Genomic DNA, 19,119 nt, shown 5'->3' with positions numbered 1-19,119 from the left:
AGCCGATCAACGCATCTCCGCGGCGGCCGAGCTCTTGCCGCGGTTGACGATCGCCAGGGCCGACGCGACCATCGAGCCGAGGTCGGACAGATTGCCCGGCACGATCAAGGTGTTGCCCGCCTTTGCGAGATTGCCGAACGCGCTCACGTACTGCTCGGCCACCTTCAAGTTGACGGCATCCATGCCCCCGGTGGATTGGATCGCTTGCGCAATCTTCTGAATCGCTTGCGCATTGGCTTCGGCCACTGCCAGGATTGCCGCGGCCTGGCCCTGGGCCTGGTTGATCGCCGCCTGCTTTTCCCCCTCGGATTTCTGGATCGCCGCCTCGCGCCCGCCCGAGGCAATGTTGATCTGCTCCTGCCTGCGGCCTTCCGACGCCGCGATCAACGCCCGCTTCTCGCGCTCGGCCGTGATTTGCGCCTGCATGGCGTGCAAAATCTCCTTGGGCGGCGTCAGGTCTTTGATTTCGTAGCGCAGCACCTTGACGCCCCAGCTCGACGCAGCTTCGTCGAGCGCCGATACGACGCTGTGGTTGATGAGATCACGCTCTTCGAAGGTTTTGTCCAGTTCGAGCTTGCCGATGACCGAACGCAGCGTCGTTTGCGACAGCTGCGTAATCGCAAACACGTAGTTGCTCGAACCGTAGGAAGCCTTCATCGCGTCGGTGACCTGGAAGTACAGCACGCCGTCGACCTGCAACTGAGTGTTGTCGCGCGTGATGCAGATCTGCCCCGGCACGTCCAGCGGGATTTCTTTGAGCACATGGCGGTACGCGATGCGATCGGCAAACGGCAGCACGATGTTCAGCCCAGGCGCCAGCGTGGCGTGATAGCGGCCGAAGCGCTCCACTACCCAGGCATGCTGTTGCGGAACGATCTTGACCGTTTGCGCGGCGATCACGACCACGACGATGAGCAGCACGGCCGCAACGATTGTCATATCCATCGTTTTACTCCTTTGTTGTTGACACCGAATGATGCGTGCGTTTGGCGGCATGGCCCTTCTCGACCAGCACGAGACGATTGGCGCGCACGGCTGCGATCTCGTAAAAGCGAGCGTCTTCGCGCTCGCCCGGCGCGAGTTCGGCATCCCATTGCGAGCCACGATAAGGCACGCGTGCACAGCGATCGCGCCAGCCCACGACTTCGATCGGGGTCCCTACGTCGAGTACAACGTCAGGATTGGTCGACGCATCGCGCCGCTCGCGACGCCGCCCGAACCGCGAGCGCCGCAGGAGCACCACCGCGGCCAAGGCGACTAGCGCTGCGGAAAGATACTGCACCGCCAGGCTCGCCCCGCCCCATTTCGCCAATGCACCCGCAATGAATCCGAGCGCGATCATCAGCAAGTAGAACGTGCCCGTCAGCAGTTCGGCGACGATCAGCGCCCCGGCGCCGATCCACCACAGAAAATCGTTCGGCGTCATGTTTGGTCTCCCCGAAATAGAAACGCCCCGGATGCACCGGGGCGTTATAGCACGAAGCAGGGTCCGCATTCGTGGGCGGACCCTCAAGCGGACGCGATTACTTCGCCGTCTTGGCCAAAGCTTGCCAAGTATCGATGATCGTGTCGGGATTGAGCGAAATCGATGCGATCCCTTCATCGGCCAGCCATTGCGCGAAATCGGGATGATCCGAGGGACCCTGACCGCAGATGCCGACGTACTTGTTCAAACGGCGGCACGCCTCGATTGCACGCTTGAGCAGGAACTTGACGGCTTCGTCGCGCTCGTCGAAGTCGACTGCCAAGAGTTCCATGCCGGAATCGCGATCGAGGCCGAGCGTGAGCTGCGTCAAATCGTTCGAGCCGATCGAGAAACCATCGAAGTGTTGCAGGAACTCGTCGGCAAGAATCGCGTTCGACGGCACTTCGCACATCATGATGAGCCGCAGGCCGTTCTCGCCGCGCTTCAGGCCGAACTTGTCGAGCAAGCCGACGACGCGCTCGGCTTGTTTGACCGTACGCACGAACGGCACCATGATCTCGACGTTCGTCAAACCCATATCTTCACGCACGCGCTTGAGCGCCAAGCATTCCATTTCGAACGCCTGCGCGAAATCTTGCGCGATGTAGCGCGAGGCGCCACGGAAGCCCAGCATCGGGTTTTCCTCGTCGGGCTCGTAACGCGAGCCGCCGATGAGCTTCTTGTATTCGTTCGACTTGAAGTCGGACAGACGCACGATCACAGGCCGCGGATAGAAAGCCGCCGCGATGGTCGCGATGCCTTCGGTCAACTTGTCGACATAGAACGCTCGCGGCGACGCATGCCCGCGCGCGACGCTCTCGACCGCCTTCTTCAGATCCTGATCGACGTTCGGATACTCGAGAATCGCCTTCGGATGCACGCCGATGTTGTTGTTGATGATGAACTCGAGCCGCGCAAGGCCGACGCCGGCGTTCGGCAACTGCGAGAAGTCGAACGCGAGCTGCGGGTTGCCGACGTTCATCATGATCTTGACGGGGATGGGCGGCAATTCGCCGCGCGACACTTCCGTCACTTCCGTTTCGAGCAAGCCGTCGTAGATCTTGCCTTCGTCGCCTTCGGCGCACGAAACCGTCACGAGCGCGCCGTCCTTCAAGACGTCGGTGGCATCGCCGCAGCCGACGACGGCGGGGACGCCCAATTCACGCGCGATGATCGCAGCGTGGCAGGTACGGCCGCCGCGGTTCGTGACGATCGCCGATGCGCGCTTCATCACCGGCTCCCAATTCGGGTCCGTCATGTCCGCCACCAACACGTCGCCCGGCTGCACGCGCTCCATTTCCGACGGATCGTGGATCACGCGCACGCGGCCCGCGCCGATCTTCTGCCCGATCGCGCGGCCCGTGGCCAGCACCTGCGATTGGCCGCGCAACTTGAAACGCTGCTCGACCTTGCCCGCGCCTTGGCTCTTCACCGTTTCCGGACGCGCCTGCAGGATGAAGATCTTGCCGTCGCGGCCGTCCTTGCCCCACTCGATGTCCATCGGACGCTGGTAGTGCTTCTCGATGATGACGGCGTACTTGGCCAGCTCGATCACGTCTTCGTCGGTGATGGAGAAGCGGTTGCGCTGCTCGTGCTGCACATCGACCGTCTTGACGCGGCCCGGCTCGCCCGGCTTCGTGAACTCCATCTTGATCAGCTTCGAGCCGATCGAGCGGCGGATGATCGGATACTTGCCCTGCTCGAGCGTGGTCTTGAAGACGTAGAACTCGTCCGGATTCACGGCGCCTTGCACGACAGTCTCGCCCAGACCGTAGCTGGACGTGATGAACACGGCGTCCTTGAAGCCCGATTCGGTATCGAGCGTGAACATGACGCCCGCCGCGCCCACGTCGGAGCGCACCATGCGCTGCACGCCGGCCGACAGCGCGACTTCCGCATGCGTGAAGCCCTTGTGGACGCGATAGGAGATTGCGCGATCGTTGTACAGCGAGGCGAACACGTGCTTCATGCGATCGAGCACTTCCTCGACGCCGACGACGTTCAAATAGCTCTCTTGCTGACCGGCGAACGAAGCGTCCGGCAAATCCTCGGCCGTCGCCGACGAACGCACGGCGAACGACAGTTCCTCGGGCGAGCTCTTTTGCAGGATCTCGAACTGCTCGCGGATCTCTGCTTCCAGGCGCGACTGCATCGGCGCGTCGACGATCCACGCGCGAATTTCCTTGCCCGCGGCCGCGAGCGCCTTGACGTCGTCGACGTCGAGGGTCTCGAGCCGAGCGGCGATCCGTTCGGTCAGATTGTTGTGTGTGAGGAAATCGCGAAATGCCAGCGCCGTGGTGGCGAAGCCCGTGGGCACGCGCACGCCGGCCTCTGCCAGTTGGCTGATCATCTCGCCGAGCGACGCATTCTTGCCGCCCACGATCTCCACATCGGTCATCCGTAGCTGTTCGAACGGAATTACATACGCCTGATCCTTCGTGATGTTTGCAGCGTTAGTCATACAAGCCCCTAAGTGTGAAAAAAATACTCGGTCGCGCGTGTGGGCTTGGTGCGCGCGGGCCATTGGGACCCGGGGACGCGCAGCACGCGCAACCTGTTGGAGAAGCAATCGCTTCGCATCGCCGATTGCAATTGCTTATCCAACAGGTTGCCGCTATTCTACCCTGCTTCTAACCGGCCGCCCGCTCTGCTGTGACGGTCGCATGTCAAACGCCGGCACACTGCTCGCGAAAACGCGCGAAAATCGCGTTTCCTCCCGCAGCGCCCGCTGCTTTCAGAAGCGTTAGCCGATGCCGCCTACCGTATTTATCGTCTCCGACGGAACGGGGATCACCGCCGAAACGTTCGCGCACTCGATCCTGTCCCAATTCGATCAGAAATTCCGCCTCGTCCGGGTGCCGTTCGTCGATTCGGTCGACAAAGCGTACGCCACGATCGAAAAGATCAGCGAATCGGCCGAACTCGACGGTCGCCGGCCGATCGTCTTCACGACACTCGTCGATAGCGCGTCCAACGCGGTCGTCAAGAACTCCAACGCCCTCGTGCTCGACATCTTCCAGCAGTTCGTCGAGCCGCTCGAGCAAGAGCTCGAAATGAAGTCGACGCACGCCATCGGGCGCGGGCACCAGAACGCGGACACCGAGGAATACAAGACACGGATCGAGGCGATCAACTTTTCGCTTGCGCACGACGACGGGCAGTCCAACCGCAATCTGGCCGGCGCCGACGTGATCCTCGTGGGCGTCTCGCGCAGCGGCAAGACGCCCACGAGCCTCTATCTCGCGATGCAATACGGCGTCAAGGCAGCCAACTATCCGCTCATTCCCGAAGATTTCGAGCGCGGCAAACTGCCCACCCCGCTGCTCGCGCACCGGGACAAGTTGTTCGGCCTATCGATCGACCCGCAACGTCTATCGGAAATCCGCAACGAACGCCGCCCCGGCAGCAAGTACGCTGCGCCCGAAAATTGCCGTTACGAGATCAACGAGGCCGAAGCGCTGATGCGGCGCGAAGGGATCAAATGGCTGTCCTCGACGCATAAGTCGATCGAGGAAATCGCGACGACGATCCTGCAGGAAATCAAGCTCGACCGGCCCACGTATTGAGTGAGCGGCGAAAGCGCGGGCGCAGTGCGGGTTCGCGCCCAGCGGTCGAATGCCGTGCCGGCCGCACGCCGGTGCGCGTGCAGGCCGGTGTGCAAAGCGATCAGCGGGAAATGCGCTGCTGGCGGCACTGCTCGAAAAGACAAATCGCCGCAGCCGCCGCCACATTGAGCGACTCCATGCCGCCGGGCTGAGGAATCGTCACGCGATAAGCGACTGCCGCCCGCCACGCCGCCGAGACGCCCGCCCCTTCGTTGCCGAAAATCCACGCGATCGGGCCGGCCAAATCGCAATCGTAAAGCGCCTGCGGCGCATGCGAGTCGGTCATGGCCGCGGGGATGGCCAGGCGAGGCATCAGCGTTGCGGCGTCGACGTCTTCATGCACATCGAGCAGGAAATGCGCGCCCATTCCCGAACGCAACACCTTCGACGACCATGCATAAGCCGTCCCCGGCGCGCAAAACACCTGCTTGACGCCCGCAGCCGCGGCGCTGCGCAGAATCGATCCCACGTTGCCCGCGTCTTGCACGCCATCCAACACGATGCAGGTCGTGTCCACGCGCTCGGGCAGCGGCGCGCAGAGCTTGCTCACGACGAATAGCATGCCCACGCCATTAACGACGTTCGATAACTGCCCGAATAGCGCATCGGGCAGCGTGACGATGCGCTCGGCATCGACACGCGCGACGATCGCCTGCGCCTCGTCGTGCTGCAACGCCCCATCGGTGACGACGCAGGTTTCGGGCTGACCGGCTACGTCCAGGTAGGCCGACGCAAGATGAAAGCCTTCCAGCAGCGCCCGGCCGCTCTTTTTCTGATGATGCGTCGAAGCAGCCAGCGCCTTGAGGCGCTTATAGAGCGGGTTGTCGCGCGAGGTGATCGCTTTCACGAGATTGGCAGCCAGAGAGACGGCCTTTTTTGAGGCCTAAGAACTTGAAACACGCTCGCCGCCATTCGAAGGCGAGCGCGTCGACTCATTGGTCGGCGCCCACGCCCTCGGTATCGGCGCCGAACGCTTGGTCGTACAGCGCGGTTTCGTCGAAGGCGTCAGCGTGGACGGCCTCCTCGACCTCTACCGCGCTCGCCCCGCTCGGCAGCGTTACGCGGATGCCCCGCTGTTCGAACGCGGCGCGCACCGGGGCGAACGAGCGCCGATGATGCTCGCACGGCCCATGTTCGTCGAGGGCCGCCAAATGCCGAGGGGTGCCATAGCCGACATGCGCATCGAAACCGTACATCGGAAACTGCGCGTGCAGTTCCTGCAACATCCGGTCGCGCGTGACTTTGGCCAGTATCGAGGCAGCCGAAATGGCCGGCACGAGCGCGTCGCCGCCGATCACCGCTTCGCTGCGCACGGCGAGCACCGGACAGCGATTGCCGTCGATACGAGCCAGCGTCGGCATGATCGACAGGCCCTCGACGGCCCGCTTCATCGCCAACATCGTCGCATGCAAGATATTGAGCCGGTCGATTTCCTCGACGCTCGCCGAAGCCACACAAAAAGCCAGCGAACGCTCGACGATCTTCTCGTAGAGCGCCTCACGCTTTTTCGCCGTCAGCGCTTTGGAATCGTCGAGCCCTCGGATGCGGCGCGTCGGATCCAAGATGACAGCCGCGGCAACGACGGGCCCGGCCAACGGCCCACGGCCGGCTTCATCCACGCCGCAGACGATGTCGAGCGGCGAATCGAAATTGAGCGGGCTTTGCGCCGACGCGGTGCGCGGCGTGCCGCGCGACCGCACACTGGCGGGCGCATCGGCAGTATCGCTCCCCTGTTTTGCGCGCGATGGTCGCGAAGTCGTCATAGCCGCGGCTTCCTCGCTTCGATGACGCGCGCGACGGCTTCGGCCGCACATTCGGCCGTGTTCCTGCGCAACGTCAAATGCATCTGCGTGAAGATGTCGGTCAGCGTGCGCCGATTCGCATCGTCGTGCAACTGGACGAGCACGGCGTCCGCGAGCGCCTCGGGTGTCGCGAAATGCTGCAGCAGTTCCGGAACGATGAAGCGGCCCGCCAAGATATTCGGCAACCCGACGTACGGCAAATATCCTTGCCGGCGCATGATCTGCCCCGTTAGCCAGGGCACCTTGTACGAAATCACCATCGGCTTCTTCAGCAGCGCGGCTTCCAGCGTGACCGTGCCGCTCTTGACGAGCACGGCATCGGCAGCGGTCATTGCGCGTTGCGCGTCGCCATCGGTGATCGTCAGGGCTAGTTCGGGATGCGCGGCCACGAGCGGTTGCAGCAGCGCGCGCAGCGCGGGCGTGGCCGCCGGCATGACGAACCGCAAACCTGGCTCGCGACGCTGCATGATCGCCATCGCCTCGAAAAACGTAGGGCCGATCAGGCCGATTTCCGAGCGTCGACTGCCCGGCAGCACTGCCACGACAGGCCCTGCGGCGGGCAGACCCAGCATGGCGCGCGCACCGGCGACATCAGGTTCCAGCGGGATTTCATCCGCGAGAGGGTGGCCGACGTAGGTGGCCGGCACGTGAGCTTTTTCGAGCAACGCCGTTTCGAACGGAAACACGCAAAGCATGTGATCGACCGCTCTCGCGATCGTTTTGATGCGCCCCCCGCGCCACGCCCAGAACGACGGGCAAACGAAATGAATCGTCGGGATTCCCGCCCGGCGTAGCGCTTGCTCGAGTCCGAAGTTGAAATCGGGCGCATCGACACCGATGAATGCGTGCGGCGGCTCGGCCAGCAATTGGCGCTTCAGTTCGTTGCGGATGCCGAGAATTTCGGGGATATGGCGCAGCGCTTCGACGTAGCCCCGGACGGAGAGCTTTTCCATCGGCCAATGCGCCTCGAAGCCCTGCGCCGCCATGCGCGGGCCGCCGATGCCGAAGTAGCGCGTGCCCTCTGGCAACCGGCGCACGAGGCCGCCGAGCAGCGAGGCCGCCAACAAATCGCCCGACGGCTCGCCGGCAACCATGGCGATGCGCGGCGCATTCGATTGAGGCGTCATTGCCTAGCGAATGATGCCGCGCTGCGACGATTCGATGAACGTGATGAGCTTGCGCACAGGCTCGTCGCCGTCCCCGCCCGCCGATGCCAGTTCCGTGAGCTGTGCCTTCGCCTCTTCGAGCGACAGGCCGTTCTTGTAAAGCAGCCTGTAGGCACTGCGCAATGCGGAGATCGCATCGGCAGAGAAGCCGCGTCGCCGCAGCCCTTCGACGTTGATGCCATGCGGCTCGGCCTTGTTGCCCGCGGCGATCACGAAAGGCGGAATGTCCTGCACCAGCGCCGATGCGCCGCCGAGCATCGAGTGCTCGCCGATCTTCACGAACTGATGGACGCCGGACATGCCGCCCACGATCGCAAAGTCGCCGATGATGACGTGCCCCGCCATCTGCGCGTTGCTGGACAAAATCACATGGCTGCCGACGTGGCAATCGTGCCCGACGTGGACATACGCCATGATCCAGTTGTCGTCGCCAAGCGTCGTCACGCCGCCGTCCTGCACGGTGCCCGTGTGGATCGTGGTGAACTCGCGAATCGTGTTGCGATCGCCAATGACGAGCCGAGTCGGTTCGCCTTGGTACTTCATGTCTTGCGGGCGGCCGCCGACGGACGCGTAGTGTCCGATCCGGTTATCGGCGCCGATCGTCGTATGGCCTTCGATGACACTGTGCGAGCCGACGGTCGTACGAGCGCCAATCGTCACGTTGGCGCCGACGATCGCATAGGGGCCGATCTCGACGTCTTCTCCGAGTTGCGCGCCCGGCTCGATGATCGCGGTGGGATGAATCCTGCTCATGCGTTCTTGGCCCTTCTCACTCGTTCGTGTGCTTGACCGTACACATCAACTCGGCTTCGGCGGCGATCACGCCGTCGACTTCCGCGTGGGCTTTGAATTTCCAAATGTTCCGCATGCGGCGCTCGAACGTCGCATTGAGAATCAGCTGATCGCCCGGTTCGACGACGCGCTTGAAGCGCGCCCCATCGATGCCGACGAAGTAGTACAGCGTCGTTTCGGGATCGTGCGGTTCCTCGGCGAAGGTCAGGAGCGCCGCCGTCTGCGCGAGCGCCTCCATGATCAGCACGCCGGGCATCACGGGGCGCTGCGGAAAATGCCCCATGAAGTAGGGTTCGTTGATCGACACGTTCTTGAGCGCCTTGATGCGCGTGTGCGGCTCGAGTTCCAACACCCGGTCCACGAGCAGGATCGGATAGCGATGCGGCAGCAGCTTAAGAATCTGGTGAATGTCGAGATTGATTTTTTCAGTGCTCATGGTGTGTCTGCTCCACGCAAGCTGCCTCGCGCGGGTAATTACTACGGATGCGAATCGCGGCGAACTACGCCGGCTTGCCGGCGCTCACGATTGCCAAGTGCGCGCGCCGGTGGGTCTCAAACCTCGCCCCCTCGCTGGGCAAGCGTGGTTTCGAGCGCTTTGATACGCTCGCGCAGCTTATCGAGATTGCGCATCAACGCCGCGCTCTTGTTCCACTGCGCATGGTCGACAGCCGGGAAGGCGCTAGTGTAGATGCCCGGCTTGAGCAGCGACTTCGATACGCCCGACTTGGCCGTGACGATCACGTAATCGGCCAGCGTCACGTGCCCTGCGATGCCCACCGCGCCGCCGATCATACAGTGACGGCCGATCGTCGTGCTGCCCGCGATGCCGGCGCAACCCGCGATCACGGTGTAGGCGCCGATCTTGCAGTTATGGCCGATCTGCACGAGGTTGTCGATCTTCACGCAGGCTTCGATCGTCGTATCGGCCATCGCGCCGCGGTCGATCGTCGTGTTGGCGCCGATCTCGACGTCGGCGCCGATCGTCACACCGCCCACTTGCGGAATCTTGACCCAGCTTCCGGTGCGTTCATCGCCGTCGCCGACGAAGTCGGGAGCAAAACCGAAGCCGTCTGAGCCAATGACCGCACCCGCGTGCACGATGGCGCGCGGACCGATGTTGCAACCGTGATAGACCGTCACGTTCGGGTAAAGATGCGAGCCCTCGCCAATGCTCGTGCCGCGACCAATGGTAACGTTGGCGTCAAGTCGCACATGCTCGCCCACCACGGCCGCCGCCTCGATCACCACATGCGGGCCGATCACGGCGCTGGCCGCAACCTGCGCGCTCGGATCGACGACGGCGCTCGGATGCACGCCTGCGGGCGTTTTCGGCGCAGCCAAATCGATGAACAACTGCGCGACTCGCGCGAAATAGGCGTAAGGATTCGCCGTGACGATGAAGGTGCGTCCCGCGCGCGAGGCGAGCTTATCGAGATCGCTTGGCGCGATCAACACCGCGCCGGCCTGTGTCGTATCGACCTGGGAGAGGTACTTGGGGTTGGCGAGAAACGCCAGTTGATGCGCCTGAGCCTGATCGAGCGGAGCCAGGCCCGCCACCTCCAGGGTCGCATCGCCCACGACTTCACCGCCTAAGCGTTGGGCGATCTGCCCGAGCGTCAATGCCATTGCCGTGCTGCTCCGTCGTTCAGTTCGTCCCGTTCGAGCCCGCCAGCGCCTTGAGCACCTGGTCCGTGATGTCGATACGCGGGCTCACGTAGACGGCTTCTTGCACGATCAAATCGTAATGCTGCTGCTCGGCAATTTGCTTGATGACCTTGTTGGCCTTCTCCAAGACGGCCGCCAATTCCTCGTTGCGACGCTGGTTCAAGTCTTCACGGAACTCGCGCTGTTTGCGCTGAAGATCCGTGTCGAGCTGGGCCAAATCCTTCTGCTTTTGCGCGCGATCCGTTGCGGACATCGAGTTGCCGCTCGAGTCGATCTGATCGGATAGCTTTTTCATCTTTGCCGCGAGCGCCTGCAAGTCTTTGTCTCGCGCGGCGAATTCCGCCTCGAGCTTGGCTTGGGCGGCTTTTGCGGCACCGGATTCGCGCAGAATGCGGTCCGAGTTGACAGCGGCGATGCGGGCCTCTTGCGCTTGCGCGACGCCGCTCAAAAGCGCCCCCGTTAGTGCCACCACACCCAACACGCGTTTGATAAACATACCGGTTTGCAAAATCGTCCTCTCGTTGCTGGACAGAGCGCGGCGCGCTATTAGAACGCCGTCCCGATCTGGAATTGGAATTTCTGGTATTGGTCGCCGTTGTGCTTCTGCACCGGGAAACCCAAGCTGAGCTTGAGCGGCCCGATCGGTGAAATCCACGCGAGACCCACGCCATAGCCGTAACGCAAGCCGTTCGATCCGGTCGTGCTGATCCCCGGAGCGGTATCGCCCCACACATTGCCGGCATCGAAGAACGTGAACACGCGCAGCGTGCGGTCGTAGCCCGTGCCCGGCAGCGGGAACGTGAGTTCGACATTGCCGACGACCATCTTCGAGCCGCCGATCGGGTCGTTCGTCGACGTGTCGCGCGGACCGAGCGAGCTCGGTTCATAGCCGCGCACCGAACCGATACCGCCCGCGAAGTAGTTCTTGAAGATCGGGAACGGCTTGCCGCCGAGACCGTTGCCGTAGCCGCCCTGGAAGTTCAGTCCGAGCACGAAGCCCCGCGCGAACGAGTAGTAATACTGCGCTTGCACGTCGGCCTTGTAGTACTGCGTCGCACCCACCGGCGTGCCGTACTCGGCATTCGCCTGCGTGAAATAGCCGCGGCTCGGCACGAGTGCGCTATCGCGTGCATCGCGAGACCAGCCGACCGTCAGCGGGATGTTGTTCGAGACGCGCCCGAATTCGTTGACGTAATTCTTATAGCTTTGCGGCGTGGTCGAATCGATATCGAGCTTGTTCTGCTCGAAGCCCGCGCCGAAGAACACCGTATCGACTTCCGAGAACGGAATCCCGAACTTCAAGTCGCCGCCCGCGGTGATGATGCGGAAACTCGAGTTGGTCGAGTAGTACAGCGGCTGCGTCGTGCGGTAGTAGACGTCCGTGATCCGCTTGATGCCGTCGACCGTGAAGTACGGGTCCACCTGCGTGACGGTAAGCGTGCGATAGGTGCGCGCCGTGTTCACGTTGACGGCCAAGCTCGTACCCGAGCCGAACACGTTGTCTTGCGAAATGCCGGCCGAGAGCACCACCTTGTCGGTGGACGAGAAACCTGCGCCGAGCGTGATTGCGCCCGTCGGTTTTTCCGTGACCTTGACGTCGACGTCGACCTGGTCGGCCGTGCCTGCGACGGGCACCGTCGTCACGTCGACGTCGGTGAAGTAGCCGAGGCGGTTGATCCGATCCTTCGACAGCGCAAGGCGGCTCGAATCGAACCACGAGCTTTCGAGCTGACGCATCTCGCGGCGAACGACTTCGTCGCGCGTACGCGTATTGCCGACCACGTTGATATGCCGGACATAGACGCGACGGCTCGGATCGATCTGCAACGTCAGCGCGACCTTGTGATGCACTTGATCGATCTCGGGCTGCGCGTTGACATTGGCAAACGCGTAACCGTACTCACCGAGCTTGTCGACGATCGCTTTCGTCGTGGCTTGCAGCTTGGCGGCCGAGAACCGCTCGCCGGGCTTGACCGTGATGAGCTTTTGCAACTCGGGGCCGCGATCGAGCAGATTGCCCGCCAGCTTGATGCTCGACACGGTGTACGGTTCGCCCTCGTGCACCGTCAGCGTGAGGTACATGTCCTTCTTGTCGGGCGAAATCGACACCTGCGTCGACTCGATGTTGAACTCGAGATAGCCGCGGTTCAGATAGAACGAACGGACATTTTCGAGATCGGTCGTGAGCTTGTCTTTCGAATAAAGGTCGTTTTTCGTGTACCACGAGAACCAGTTCGGCGTGGACAACTGCATTTCGTTGCGCAGCGTGCCCGTGCTGAACGCCTTATTGCCGATGAAATTGACCTGGCGAATCTTCGCGCTCGGGCCTTCGTTCACGGCAAACAAGATCGACACGCGGCTGCTGTCGAGCGGCGTGACGGTAGTCGTGACTTCCGCGGCGTAAAAGCCGCGCGTCAAATATTGGCGCTTGAGCTCTTGCTCCGCGCGATCGACGAGCGCCTTGTCGTAGTAACGGCCCGGCGACAACCCGACGCCCTTGAGCGCTTTATCGAGCGCATCCTTGTCGAATTCGTGCAGACCGGAGAAATCGATGGCTCCGATGGCCGGACGTTCGGCGACGTTGACGATGACGACGTCGCCCTCCGTGGCGATGCGCACATCGCTAAAGAAGCCCGTCGCGTAAAGCGCGCGGATCGCTTCGGACGCTTTGTCGTCCGTAAACGTGTCGCCCTGCTTGATCGGGAGATAGGAGAACACCGTGCCGGGCTCTATCCGTTGCAAGCCCTCGATCCGAATGTCTTTTACGACGAAAGGCGCCGTCGCCGCGTGCGCGACGAGTCCGTGAGCGGCAAGCGCCGCGACCGCAACCGACTTAGGAACAAAGCGATGAGGTTTGAACAACGTGCTTCCCCAGTGTTTTTAGCTACATCTGTCCGTCGCGGCTCCCGCTTGCGCGTGCCGCCGGACACTTTAAAAATGGATTAAACGAGCCAGATCGTTGAAGAGCGCGATCGCCGACAACACGACGATGCACACGAGGCCAGCCCGTTGCAGAACGAGTTGCCAGCGTTCCGACACGGCTTTGCCAGTTGCGGCTTCAACCAAATAATATAACAGATGCCCCCCGTCCAATACCGGAATCGGCAATAAGTTCAGTACGCCGAGGCTGATGCTCACGAGTGAGAGGAACGAAAGAAACGGCGCCCAACCGAGTTGTGCGCTCTTGCCGGCATAGTCGGCGATCGTGACGGGCCCGGACAAATTCTTCAGCGAAGCCTGCCCCGTCAGCATGCGGCCGAACATTCGCAGCGAATAAACGGCAATGTCCCACGTGCGCCGCACGCTGCGCGCCACGCTCTGCCCCAAGCCGTAGCGCACATTCACGGTTTGCACTTGGGTCCCGAGCGCCGCGCCGATGCGCCCAGCCGCCGCACCAGTTTGGGCATCCTCTCGAGAATCGGGCACGACCGTCAGCAACAGCCGCTGCGCGGGGGCGCCGCGATCGATGCCGAGCACGATCGGACGCCCAGCGTGCGCTTTAACATAGGCGATGAACGCCTGCGCGCCGTCGATCGGTGCGCCGCCCACCGTGCGCAGCGTATCGCCGGGCTCGAGCCCGGCGCGCTCCGCGGCGCTGCCCGGTTCCACGGCCGCGACCGACAGCGTGCCGCCTTGATCGAAACCGAGCTTGCCCAGGAAATCGTCGTCGAGGTCGCGCTCGGCCACGTCGCGCAAATCGACTTGAAAATCGTACGTCCCGCGGCCGTCGTGCGCCCGCAGTACCACGCGCCGATGGTCGAACGCCGCATCGAGCAGCTTCCAGCGCAAATCCGACCAGGACCGCACCGCTTCGACGTCCGCGCCTTGCATGTCGCCGATCGATACGATCGTCTCCCCGCCGTCGAACCCGGCGCGCGCCGCGACGCTGCCGACGGGCGGCGTTGCCAGCCGCGCGACCGGCTCGACCACACCGGTGGCGAAGACGATCGAGAACAACGCCACGGCCAACAGAAAATTGGCCAGCGGCCCGGCCAGCACGATCGCGATCCGCTTGGCGACATGCTGCCGGTTGAATGCGTACGGCAGATCCGGAGGCAGGATCCCCGGCCCGGGATCGCGTTCATCGAGCATCTTGACGTAGCCGCCGAGCGGAAGCGCGGAGATGGTCCACTCGGTGCCCGATTTGCGGCCGACCCAAGTCGCGAGCGGCCGCCCAAAGCCGATCGAAAAGCGCAAGACCTTGACGCCGCATAGCCGCGCGACGCTGTAGTGGCCATATTCATGGACCACCACGAGCACGCCGATGGCGACGGCGAATGCTGCGACTTCGATCAGCAAGTTCATCACGCTCTCACTGCACGGCGCGATTGACCGAGCTCGTACGGTTGGTCGGCGGGGTCGGGTGCGGGCGGCCCTCGATGAACGCGCGGGCGGCGCGCCGAGCGTCGGCGTCGGTGCCAAGCACGTCGTCCAGGCCGCTCGGCGTGTAGTTGGACAAGTCATCGAGCACCGCTTGCACCGTGCGCCCAATGTCCGTGAAGCCAATACGGCGTTCAAGGAAGGCTTCGACCGCGACCTCGTTGGCCGCGTTCAGCGCCGCGCTGGCAACCCCGCCTGCGCCAAGCGCCTGCATCGCGAGCGCGAGGCACGGGAAACGCTCGTAGTCGGGCTTTTCGAACTGCAGCGAGGCGATCTGCGCCAGATCCAGTTGCGCCACGCCCGAGTCGACCCGGTCGGGAAAGGCCAGCGCATGGGCGATGGGCGTACGCATGTCGGGATTGCCGAGCTGCGCGAGCACCGAGCCGTCGGCGTACGACACGAGCGAATGAATGACGCTTTGCGGGTGGATCAGCACGTCGATGCGATCGCCCGTCAAGCCGAACAGCCAATGGGCTTCGATGACCTCTAACCCCTTGTTCATCATCGTGGCCGAATCGACGGAAATCTTGCGGCCCATGACCCAATTCGGATGCTTGCAAGCTTCCTCGGGGGTCACGTCGACGAGCGTGGCAGGCTCGCGCGTCCGGAACGGCCCGCCGGACGCGGTCAGAATGATTTTCGTCACGCCGCCATGCTCGGCCAGATCGCGCGGCAAGCATTGGAAGATGGCGTTGTGCTCGCTGTCCACGGGCAACAGCGTCGCGCTGTGGTCGCGCACCGCATCCATGAAGATCGCGCCCGACATGACGAGCGCTTCCTTGTTCGCCAACAAGATGCGCTTGCCCGCGCGAGCCGCCGCCAGTGTGGGCGCAAGCCCCGCCGCGCCGACGATGGCGGCGACGACCGTATCGCATTGCCCGCTTTGGGCCGCTTGCACGAGCGCCTCGGGGCCATAGGCCACTTGCGTGCTGCAGCCGGCATCGCGCAGTTGGGCCTGGACGCGCGCCGCAGTCTCGGCGTCGCCGACTACGGCGACATCGGGCCTGAAACGCAGGCATTGGGCGACGAGCTTGTCGCCGTTGCGATGCGCGGTGAGCGCATGCACCGTGAAACGCTCCGGATGGCGAGCGACGACGTCGAGAGTGCTGTCGCCGATCGAGCCGGTGGAGCCGAGCAATGTCAAACGTTTCTTCATATCTCTATCTCTAACCGATGAGCAGCATTGCGAGCGGCAGCACCGGCAGCAGTGCGTCGATGCGGTCGAGCACCCCGCCGTGCCCCGGCAACAGAGCGCTCGAATCCTTTACGCCCGCTTGACGTTTGAGCATCGATTCGAACAAATCGCCAATGATGCTGAACGCGACGAGCACGGTCAGCGCGAGCAGCGTGCGCGCGGCACCGACGCGCAGCGCGAGCTGCGACACGAGCGTCGGAGCGAATGCATGCGACGCCATCACGGCAACGGCTACGATCATGACGGCGAGCCAGCCGCCCAGGGCGCCCTCCCAGGTCTTGCCCGGGCTGATCGCGGGCGCGAGCTTGTGCTTGCCGAACGCTTTACCGGCAAAGTATGCGCCGATATCGGCCAGCCAGACGACGACGAGAACCGACAGCACGAACGCTACGCCCAGTGCCCGAGCGGCGACCAGCGCATGCCAGCAAGCGACCAGCACGACGAGCCCGGCCAGGATCAAAAACAACCGCCAGGCGCCGTGCGCAAGCGTGGGCTTCCGTATGAGCACGAACGGCCCCGCCAGAATCCAGAATACGCCGGCCGCTTCGAATAGCGGCCGCGCCGCGCGAACCCCTATGCCGAGCCGCGTGCTAGCGGCCAGCGCCAAGGCAGCCAGTACCGCATAACCGACCGGGGCCAGCCCCGGCAGCTTGAGCAGACGCGCCCATTCCCAAGCGCCCAACACGAGCGCCACCGCGATCAACGCGCCGAAAGCGGCCACCGGCGCGAACAGCGTAACCGGCAGCAGCACCGCCAGCAGCACCACGGCGGTGATGACCCGAGTTTTCAGCATGGAAGGGAATCGGCGTTTTGCGAAGGCGCGTCGTCCCGTTGGGGGTCGAGTTGCGCGCTCGTACGGCCGAACCGGCGCTCGCGCCGTGCGTACGAAGCAATAGCGTCGAACAACGTATTGGCGTCGAAATCGGGCCAGTACGCGTCGGTGAAATAAAGCTCGGTATAGGCCAGTTGCCAGAGCAGGAAGTTGCTGATGCGCGTTTCGCCGCCCGTTCGGATGAACAGATCGGGTTCGGGCGCGTAAGCGAGCGCGAGGTGTTGGGCGAGCGAAGCTTCGTCGATCTCGACGACTCGCCCTTCGCTGACCGATTGCTCGGCCAGCTTACGGGCGGCTTGCATGATGTCCCAGCGCCCGCCGTAGTTGGCCGCGATGGTCAGTGTGAGCCGGGTGTTGCGGGCCGTCTTGGTTTCGGCCCGTCGGATCAAATCCTGGATACGCGAGTCGAAAAGGGACAAATCGCCGACGACGCGCAAACGAATCCCGTTGGCGTGCAGCTTGCCGACTTCGCGTTCTAGCGCGGTGACGAACAGCCGCATCAGAAACGACACCTCTTCGACGGGCCGGCGCCAGTTTTCGGAACTGAAGGCGAACAGGGTCAGATATTCGACGCCTGCGCGCGCGCAGGCCTCAACCGCCGTGCGCACCGCCTCGACGCCGCGCGTGTGGCCGGCCACGCGGGGCAAGCGGCGTTGCGTCGCCCAACGGCCATTGCCGTCCATGATGATCGCGATGTGTCGCGGCACGGCCGCAACATCAGGCACGCGAACGGTAGAGCTGGTATAGGTCATGGCCGCCGGGACTTAGACTGCTTGAAAAAGAAGAACGCGCGAGACCGACAGCATCAAACGGTCATGATCTCGGCTTCTTTCGAATGAACGAGCTTGTCGATTTCGGCAACGTATTTATCGGTGAGCTTTTGCACCTCGTCGCTCGCGCGACGCTCGTCGTCTTCCGAAATTTCCTTGTCTTTGACGAGTTTCTTGAGCTGTTCGTTCGCATCGCGGCGCAAATTGCGCACGGCAACCTTGGCTGTCTCGCCTTCGCTCTTGACGACCTTCGTCAACTCGCGGCGGCGCTCTTCGGTCAGCGCGGGCATCGGCACGCGAATCTGGTCGCCTTGCGTCGCGGGGTTCAGACCGAGGTCGGACTCGCGAATCGCCTTTTCGACAACGGAAACCATCTTCTTTTCCCAAGGCTGAACGCCGATCGTGCGTGCATCGATGAGCGTCAGATTGGCCACTTGCGAGATGGGCACGTTCGAGCCGTAATAGTCGACCTGAATGTGATCGAGCAAGCCCGTATGGGCACGGCCGGTGCGGATTTTTGCCAAATCGCTCTTGAACGCTTCGATCGAACGTTGCATCTTTTGATCGGCGCCCTTCTTGATCTCTACCACACTCATTTAGACCTCCAAAGCTTCATCACTGTGCGGATTGCCCGGCCGCGGCACCGTACCGCACCGCGGACAAACGGGCTCCCGCCGATATTCCGGGAGTTTACACGTGGACGAGGGTGCCCTCGTCCTCACCTTGTACGATCCGCTTGAGCGCGCCGGGTTTGACGATTGAGAACACGCGAATCGGCAGCTTCTGATCGCGGCACAGCGCAAAGGCCGTCGCATCCATCACTTGCAGATTGCGACCAATCGCTTCGTCGAAGCTGATCGAGGAGTAGCGCGTTGCCGCAGGATCTTTCTTCGGGTCCGCGGAGTATACGCCGTCGACCTTGGTCGCCTTCAATACGACTTCCGCGCCGACTTCGGAGCCGCGCAGTGCGGCGGCCGTATCGGTCGTGAAGAACGGGTTGCCCGTGCCGGCCGCAAAAATCACGACCTTGCCTTCCTCGAGCTGGCGGATCGCGCGCGGCCTGATATACGGCTCGACGACTTGGTCCATCCGCAGCGCCGATTGCACGCGCGCCTCGATGCCCGCGTGACGCATCGCATCTTGCAGGGCGAGCGCGTTCATCATCGTCGCCAGCATGCCCATGTAGTCGGCCGTTGCACGGTCCATCCCCGCTGCACCGCCCGCGACGCCGCGGAAAATGTTGCCGCCGCCGATGACGACGGCCAACTGCGTGCCGAGCCGGACGACTTCGGCCATATCGGCCACCATCCGTTCGATCGTTGCGCGATTGATGCCGAACGCATCGTCGCCCATCAAAGCTTCACCGGAGAGTTTCAGAAGAACGCGTTTATAGGCTGTGGGCATAGCGGTATCCGATCGCGTCGAAGAGATCACGACAATGTGGAAC

Annotated in this window: 18 protein-coding genes; 1 reads left to right on the top strand and 17 read right to left on the bottom strand. The window is 63.1% G+C overall.

Translation table 11 applies throughout. The features are described from left to right. Positions 1 to 6: 6 nt before the first annotated feature. The 3 genes from MMB74_RS07715 to ppsA all read right to left on the bottom strand — a co-directional run bounded on the left by MMB74_RS07715 (position 7) and on the right by ppsA (position 3,926). On the bottom strand, positions 7 to 945 hold the full coding sequence (locus MMB74_RS07715) for a stomatin-like protein (RefSeq protein WP_277428013.1): 939 nt from the start codon (positions 943 to 945) through the stop codon (positions 7 to 9). Between the two features lie 4 nt (positions 946 to 949). Next, positions 950 to 1,426 carry an NfeD family protein gene (locus MMB74_RS07710; protein WP_277428012.1) on the bottom strand — a complete coding sequence of 159 codons (477 nt, stop codon included), beginning with the start codon at positions 1,424 to 1,426 and terminating at the stop codon, positions 950 to 952. 97 nt (positions 1,427 to 1,523) lie between these two features. Continuing rightward, on the bottom strand, positions 1,524 to 3,926 hold the full coding sequence (gene ppsA / locus MMB74_RS07705) for a phosphoenolpyruvate synthase (protein WP_277428011.1): 2,403 nt from the start codon (positions 3,924 to 3,926) through the stop codon (positions 1,524 to 1,526). A 289-nt stretch (positions 3,927 to 4,215) separates the two neighbouring features. Here ppsA and MMB74_RS07700 point away from each other — a divergent pair, with 289 nt between their 5' ends. Next, positions 4,216 to 5,031 (top strand): pyruvate, water dikinase regulatory protein, encoded by an 816-nt coding sequence (locus MMB74_RS07700; protein WP_277428010.1) that lies wholly within the window; start codon positions 4,216 to 4,218, stop codon positions 5,029 to 5,031. 100 nt (positions 5,032 to 5,131) lie between these two features. On the opposite strand, the gene MMB74_RS07695 is transcribed toward MMB74_RS07700, so the two are convergent. From MMB74_RS07695 to pyrH, 14 genes are all read right to left on the bottom strand, one after another. Beyond that, positions 5,132 to 5,917 carry an RNA methyltransferase gene (locus MMB74_RS07695; protein ID WP_277428009.1) on the bottom strand — a complete coding sequence of 262 codons (786 nt, stop codon included), beginning with the start codon at positions 5,915 to 5,917 and terminating at the stop codon, positions 5,132 to 5,134. 85 nt (positions 5,918 to 6,002) lie between these two features. After that, positions 6,003 to 6,833, bottom strand: a complete 831-nt coding sequence (gene rnhB / locus MMB74_RS07690; protein WP_277428008.1) for a ribonuclease HII — start codon at positions 6,831 to 6,833, stop codon at positions 6,003 to 6,005. Continuing rightward, positions 6,830 to 7,999 carry a lipid-A-disaccharide synthase gene (gene lpxB / locus MMB74_RS07685; protein WP_277428007.1) on the bottom strand — a complete coding sequence of 390 codons (1,170 nt, stop codon included), beginning with the start codon at positions 7,997 to 7,999 and terminating at the stop codon, positions 6,830 to 6,832. Before lpxB ends, rnhB begins: the two co-directional genes overlap by 4 nt. A 3-nt stretch (positions 8,000 to 8,002) precedes the next feature. Then, positions 8,003 to 8,791 carry an acyl-ACP--UDP-N-acetylglucosamine O-acyltransferase gene (gene lpxA, locus MMB74_RS07680; protein ID WP_277428006.1) on the bottom strand — a complete coding sequence of 263 codons (789 nt, stop codon included), beginning with the start codon at positions 8,789 to 8,791 and terminating at the stop codon, positions 8,003 to 8,005. A 16-nt stretch (positions 8,792 to 8,807) separates the two neighbouring features. Continuing rightward, positions 8,808 to 9,266, bottom strand: a complete 459-nt coding sequence (fabZ, locus tag MMB74_RS07675) for a 3-hydroxyacyl-ACP dehydratase FabZ (RefSeq protein WP_277428005.1) — start codon at positions 9,264 to 9,266, stop codon at positions 8,808 to 8,810. 116 nt (positions 9,267 to 9,382) lie between these two features. Next, positions 9,383 to 10,456, bottom strand: a complete 1,074-nt coding sequence (gene lpxD, locus MMB74_RS07670) for a UDP-3-O-(3-hydroxymyristoyl)glucosamine N-acyltransferase (protein ID WP_277428004.1) — start codon at positions 10,454 to 10,456, stop codon at positions 9,383 to 9,385. Between the two features lie 19 nt (positions 10,457 to 10,475). Continuing rightward, positions 10,476 to 11,003 carry an OmpH family outer membrane protein gene (locus tag MMB74_RS07665; protein ID WP_277428003.1) on the bottom strand — a complete coding sequence of 176 codons (528 nt, stop codon included), beginning with the start codon at positions 11,001 to 11,003 and terminating at the stop codon, positions 10,476 to 10,478. Between the two features lie 38 nt (positions 11,004 to 11,041). Continuing rightward, a complete protein-coding gene (bamA, locus tag MMB74_RS07660; protein WP_277428002.1) occupies positions 11,042 to 13,357 on the bottom strand; it encodes an outer membrane protein assembly factor BamA in 2,316 nt (771 codons plus the stop codon). Between the two features lie 69 nt (positions 13,358 to 13,426). Beyond that, positions 13,427 to 14,800 (bottom strand): RIP metalloprotease RseP, encoded by a 1,374-nt coding sequence (gene rseP / locus MMB74_RS07655; protein ID WP_277428001.1) that lies wholly within the window; start codon positions 14,798 to 14,800, stop codon positions 13,427 to 13,429. 7 nt (positions 14,801 to 14,807) lie between these two features. Further along, positions 14,808 to 16,031 carry a 1-deoxy-D-xylulose-5-phosphate reductoisomerase gene (locus tag MMB74_RS07650; protein WP_277428000.1) on the bottom strand — a complete coding sequence of 408 codons (1,224 nt, stop codon included), beginning with the start codon at positions 16,029 to 16,031 and terminating at the stop codon, positions 14,808 to 14,810. Between the two features lie 10 nt (positions 16,032 to 16,041). Beyond that, positions 16,042 to 16,863 carry a phosphatidate cytidylyltransferase gene (locus tag MMB74_RS07645; RefSeq protein WP_277427999.1) on the bottom strand — a complete coding sequence of 274 codons (822 nt, stop codon included), beginning with the start codon at positions 16,861 to 16,863 and terminating at the stop codon, positions 16,042 to 16,044. Then, positions 16,857 to 17,654: a polyprenyl diphosphate synthase gene (gene uppS, locus MMB74_RS07640; protein WP_277427998.1), complete on the bottom strand. Its 798-nt coding sequence runs from the start codon at positions 17,652 to 17,654 to the stop codon at positions 16,857 to 16,859. The genes MMB74_RS07645 and uppS overlap by 7 nt, the downstream gene beginning before the upstream one ends. 53 nt (positions 17,655 to 17,707) lie before the next feature. Next, complete coding sequence (gene frr / locus MMB74_RS07635; RefSeq protein ID WP_277427997.1) at positions 17,708 to 18,268, bottom strand: ribosome recycling factor; 561 nt, start codon at positions 18,266 to 18,268, stop codon at positions 17,708 to 17,710. Positions 18,269 to 18,362: 94 nt separating this feature from the next. Then, positions 18,363 to 19,076: a UMP kinase gene (gene pyrH / locus MMB74_RS07630; RefSeq protein ID WP_277427996.1), complete on the bottom strand. Its 714-nt coding sequence runs from the start codon at positions 19,074 to 19,076 to the stop codon at positions 18,363 to 18,365. Positions 19,077 to 19,119: the final 43 nt, after the last annotated feature.

Origin of the sequence: Trinickia sp. Y13 (assembly GCF_029522115.1) — a bacterium.
Lineage (GTDB): Bacteria > Pseudomonadota > Gammaproteobacteria > Burkholderiales > Burkholderiaceae > Trinickia.
The sequence above is the reverse complement of the archived record's forward strand: the minus strand, read 5'-3'. Positions and strand labels throughout refer to the sequence as shown.

Bases quoted from the DNA above. Each gene is read 5' to 3' on its own strand.
- MMB74_RS07715 (WP_277428013.1), bottom strand. From the start codon at position 945: ATGGATATGACAATCGTTGCGGCCGTGCTGCTCATCGTCGTGGTCGTG.
- MMB74_RS07710 (WP_277428012.1), bottom strand. From the start codon at position 1,426: ATGACGCCGAACGATTTTCTGTGGTGGATCGGCGCCGGGGCGCTGATC.
- ppsA (WP_277428011.1), bottom strand. From the start codon at position 3,926: ATGACTAACGCTGCAAACATCACGAAGGATCAGGCGTATGTAATTCCG.
- MMB74_RS07700 (WP_277428010.1), top strand. From the start codon at position 4,216: ATGCCGCCTACCGTATTTATCGTCTCCGACGGAACGGGGATCACCGCC.
- rnhB (WP_277428008.1), bottom strand. From the start codon at position 6,833: ATGACGACTTCGCGACCATCGCGCGCAAAACAGGGGAGCGATACTGCC.
- lpxB (WP_277428007.1), bottom strand. From the start codon at position 7,999: ATGACGCCTCAATCGAATGCGCCGCGCATCGCCATGGTTGCCGGCGAG.
- lpxA (WP_277428006.1), bottom strand. From the start codon at position 8,791: ATGAGCAGGATTCATCCCACCGCGATCATCGAGCCGGGCGCGCAACTC.
- fabZ (WP_277428005.1), bottom strand. From the start codon at position 9,266: ATGAGCACTGAAAAAATCAATCTCGACATTCACCAGATTCTTAAGCTG.
- lpxD (WP_277428004.1), bottom strand. From the start codon at position 10,456: ATGGCATTGACGCTCGGGCAGATCGCCCAACGCTTAGGCGGTGAAGTC.
- rseP (WP_277428001.1), bottom strand. From the start codon at position 14,800: ATGAACTTGCTGATCGAAGTCGCAGCATTCGCCGTCGCCATCGGCGTG.
- MMB74_RS07650 (WP_277428000.1), bottom strand. From the start codon at position 16,031: ATGAAGAAACGTTTGACATTGCTCGGCTCCACCGGCTCGATCGGCGAC.
- MMB74_RS07645 (WP_277427999.1), bottom strand. From the start codon at position 16,863: ATGCTGAAAACTCGGGTCATCACCGCCGTGGTGCTGCTGGCGGTGCTG.
- uppS (WP_277427998.1), bottom strand. From the start codon at position 17,654: ATGACCTATACCAGCTCTACCGTTCGCGTGCCTGATGTTGCGGCCGTG.
- frr (WP_277427997.1), bottom strand. From the start codon at position 18,268: ATGAGTGTGGTAGAGATCAAGAAGGGCGCCGATCAAAAGATGCAACGT.
- pyrH (WP_277427996.1), bottom strand. From the start codon at position 19,076: ATGCCCACAGCCTATAAACGCGTTCTTCTGAAACTCTCCGGTGAAGCT.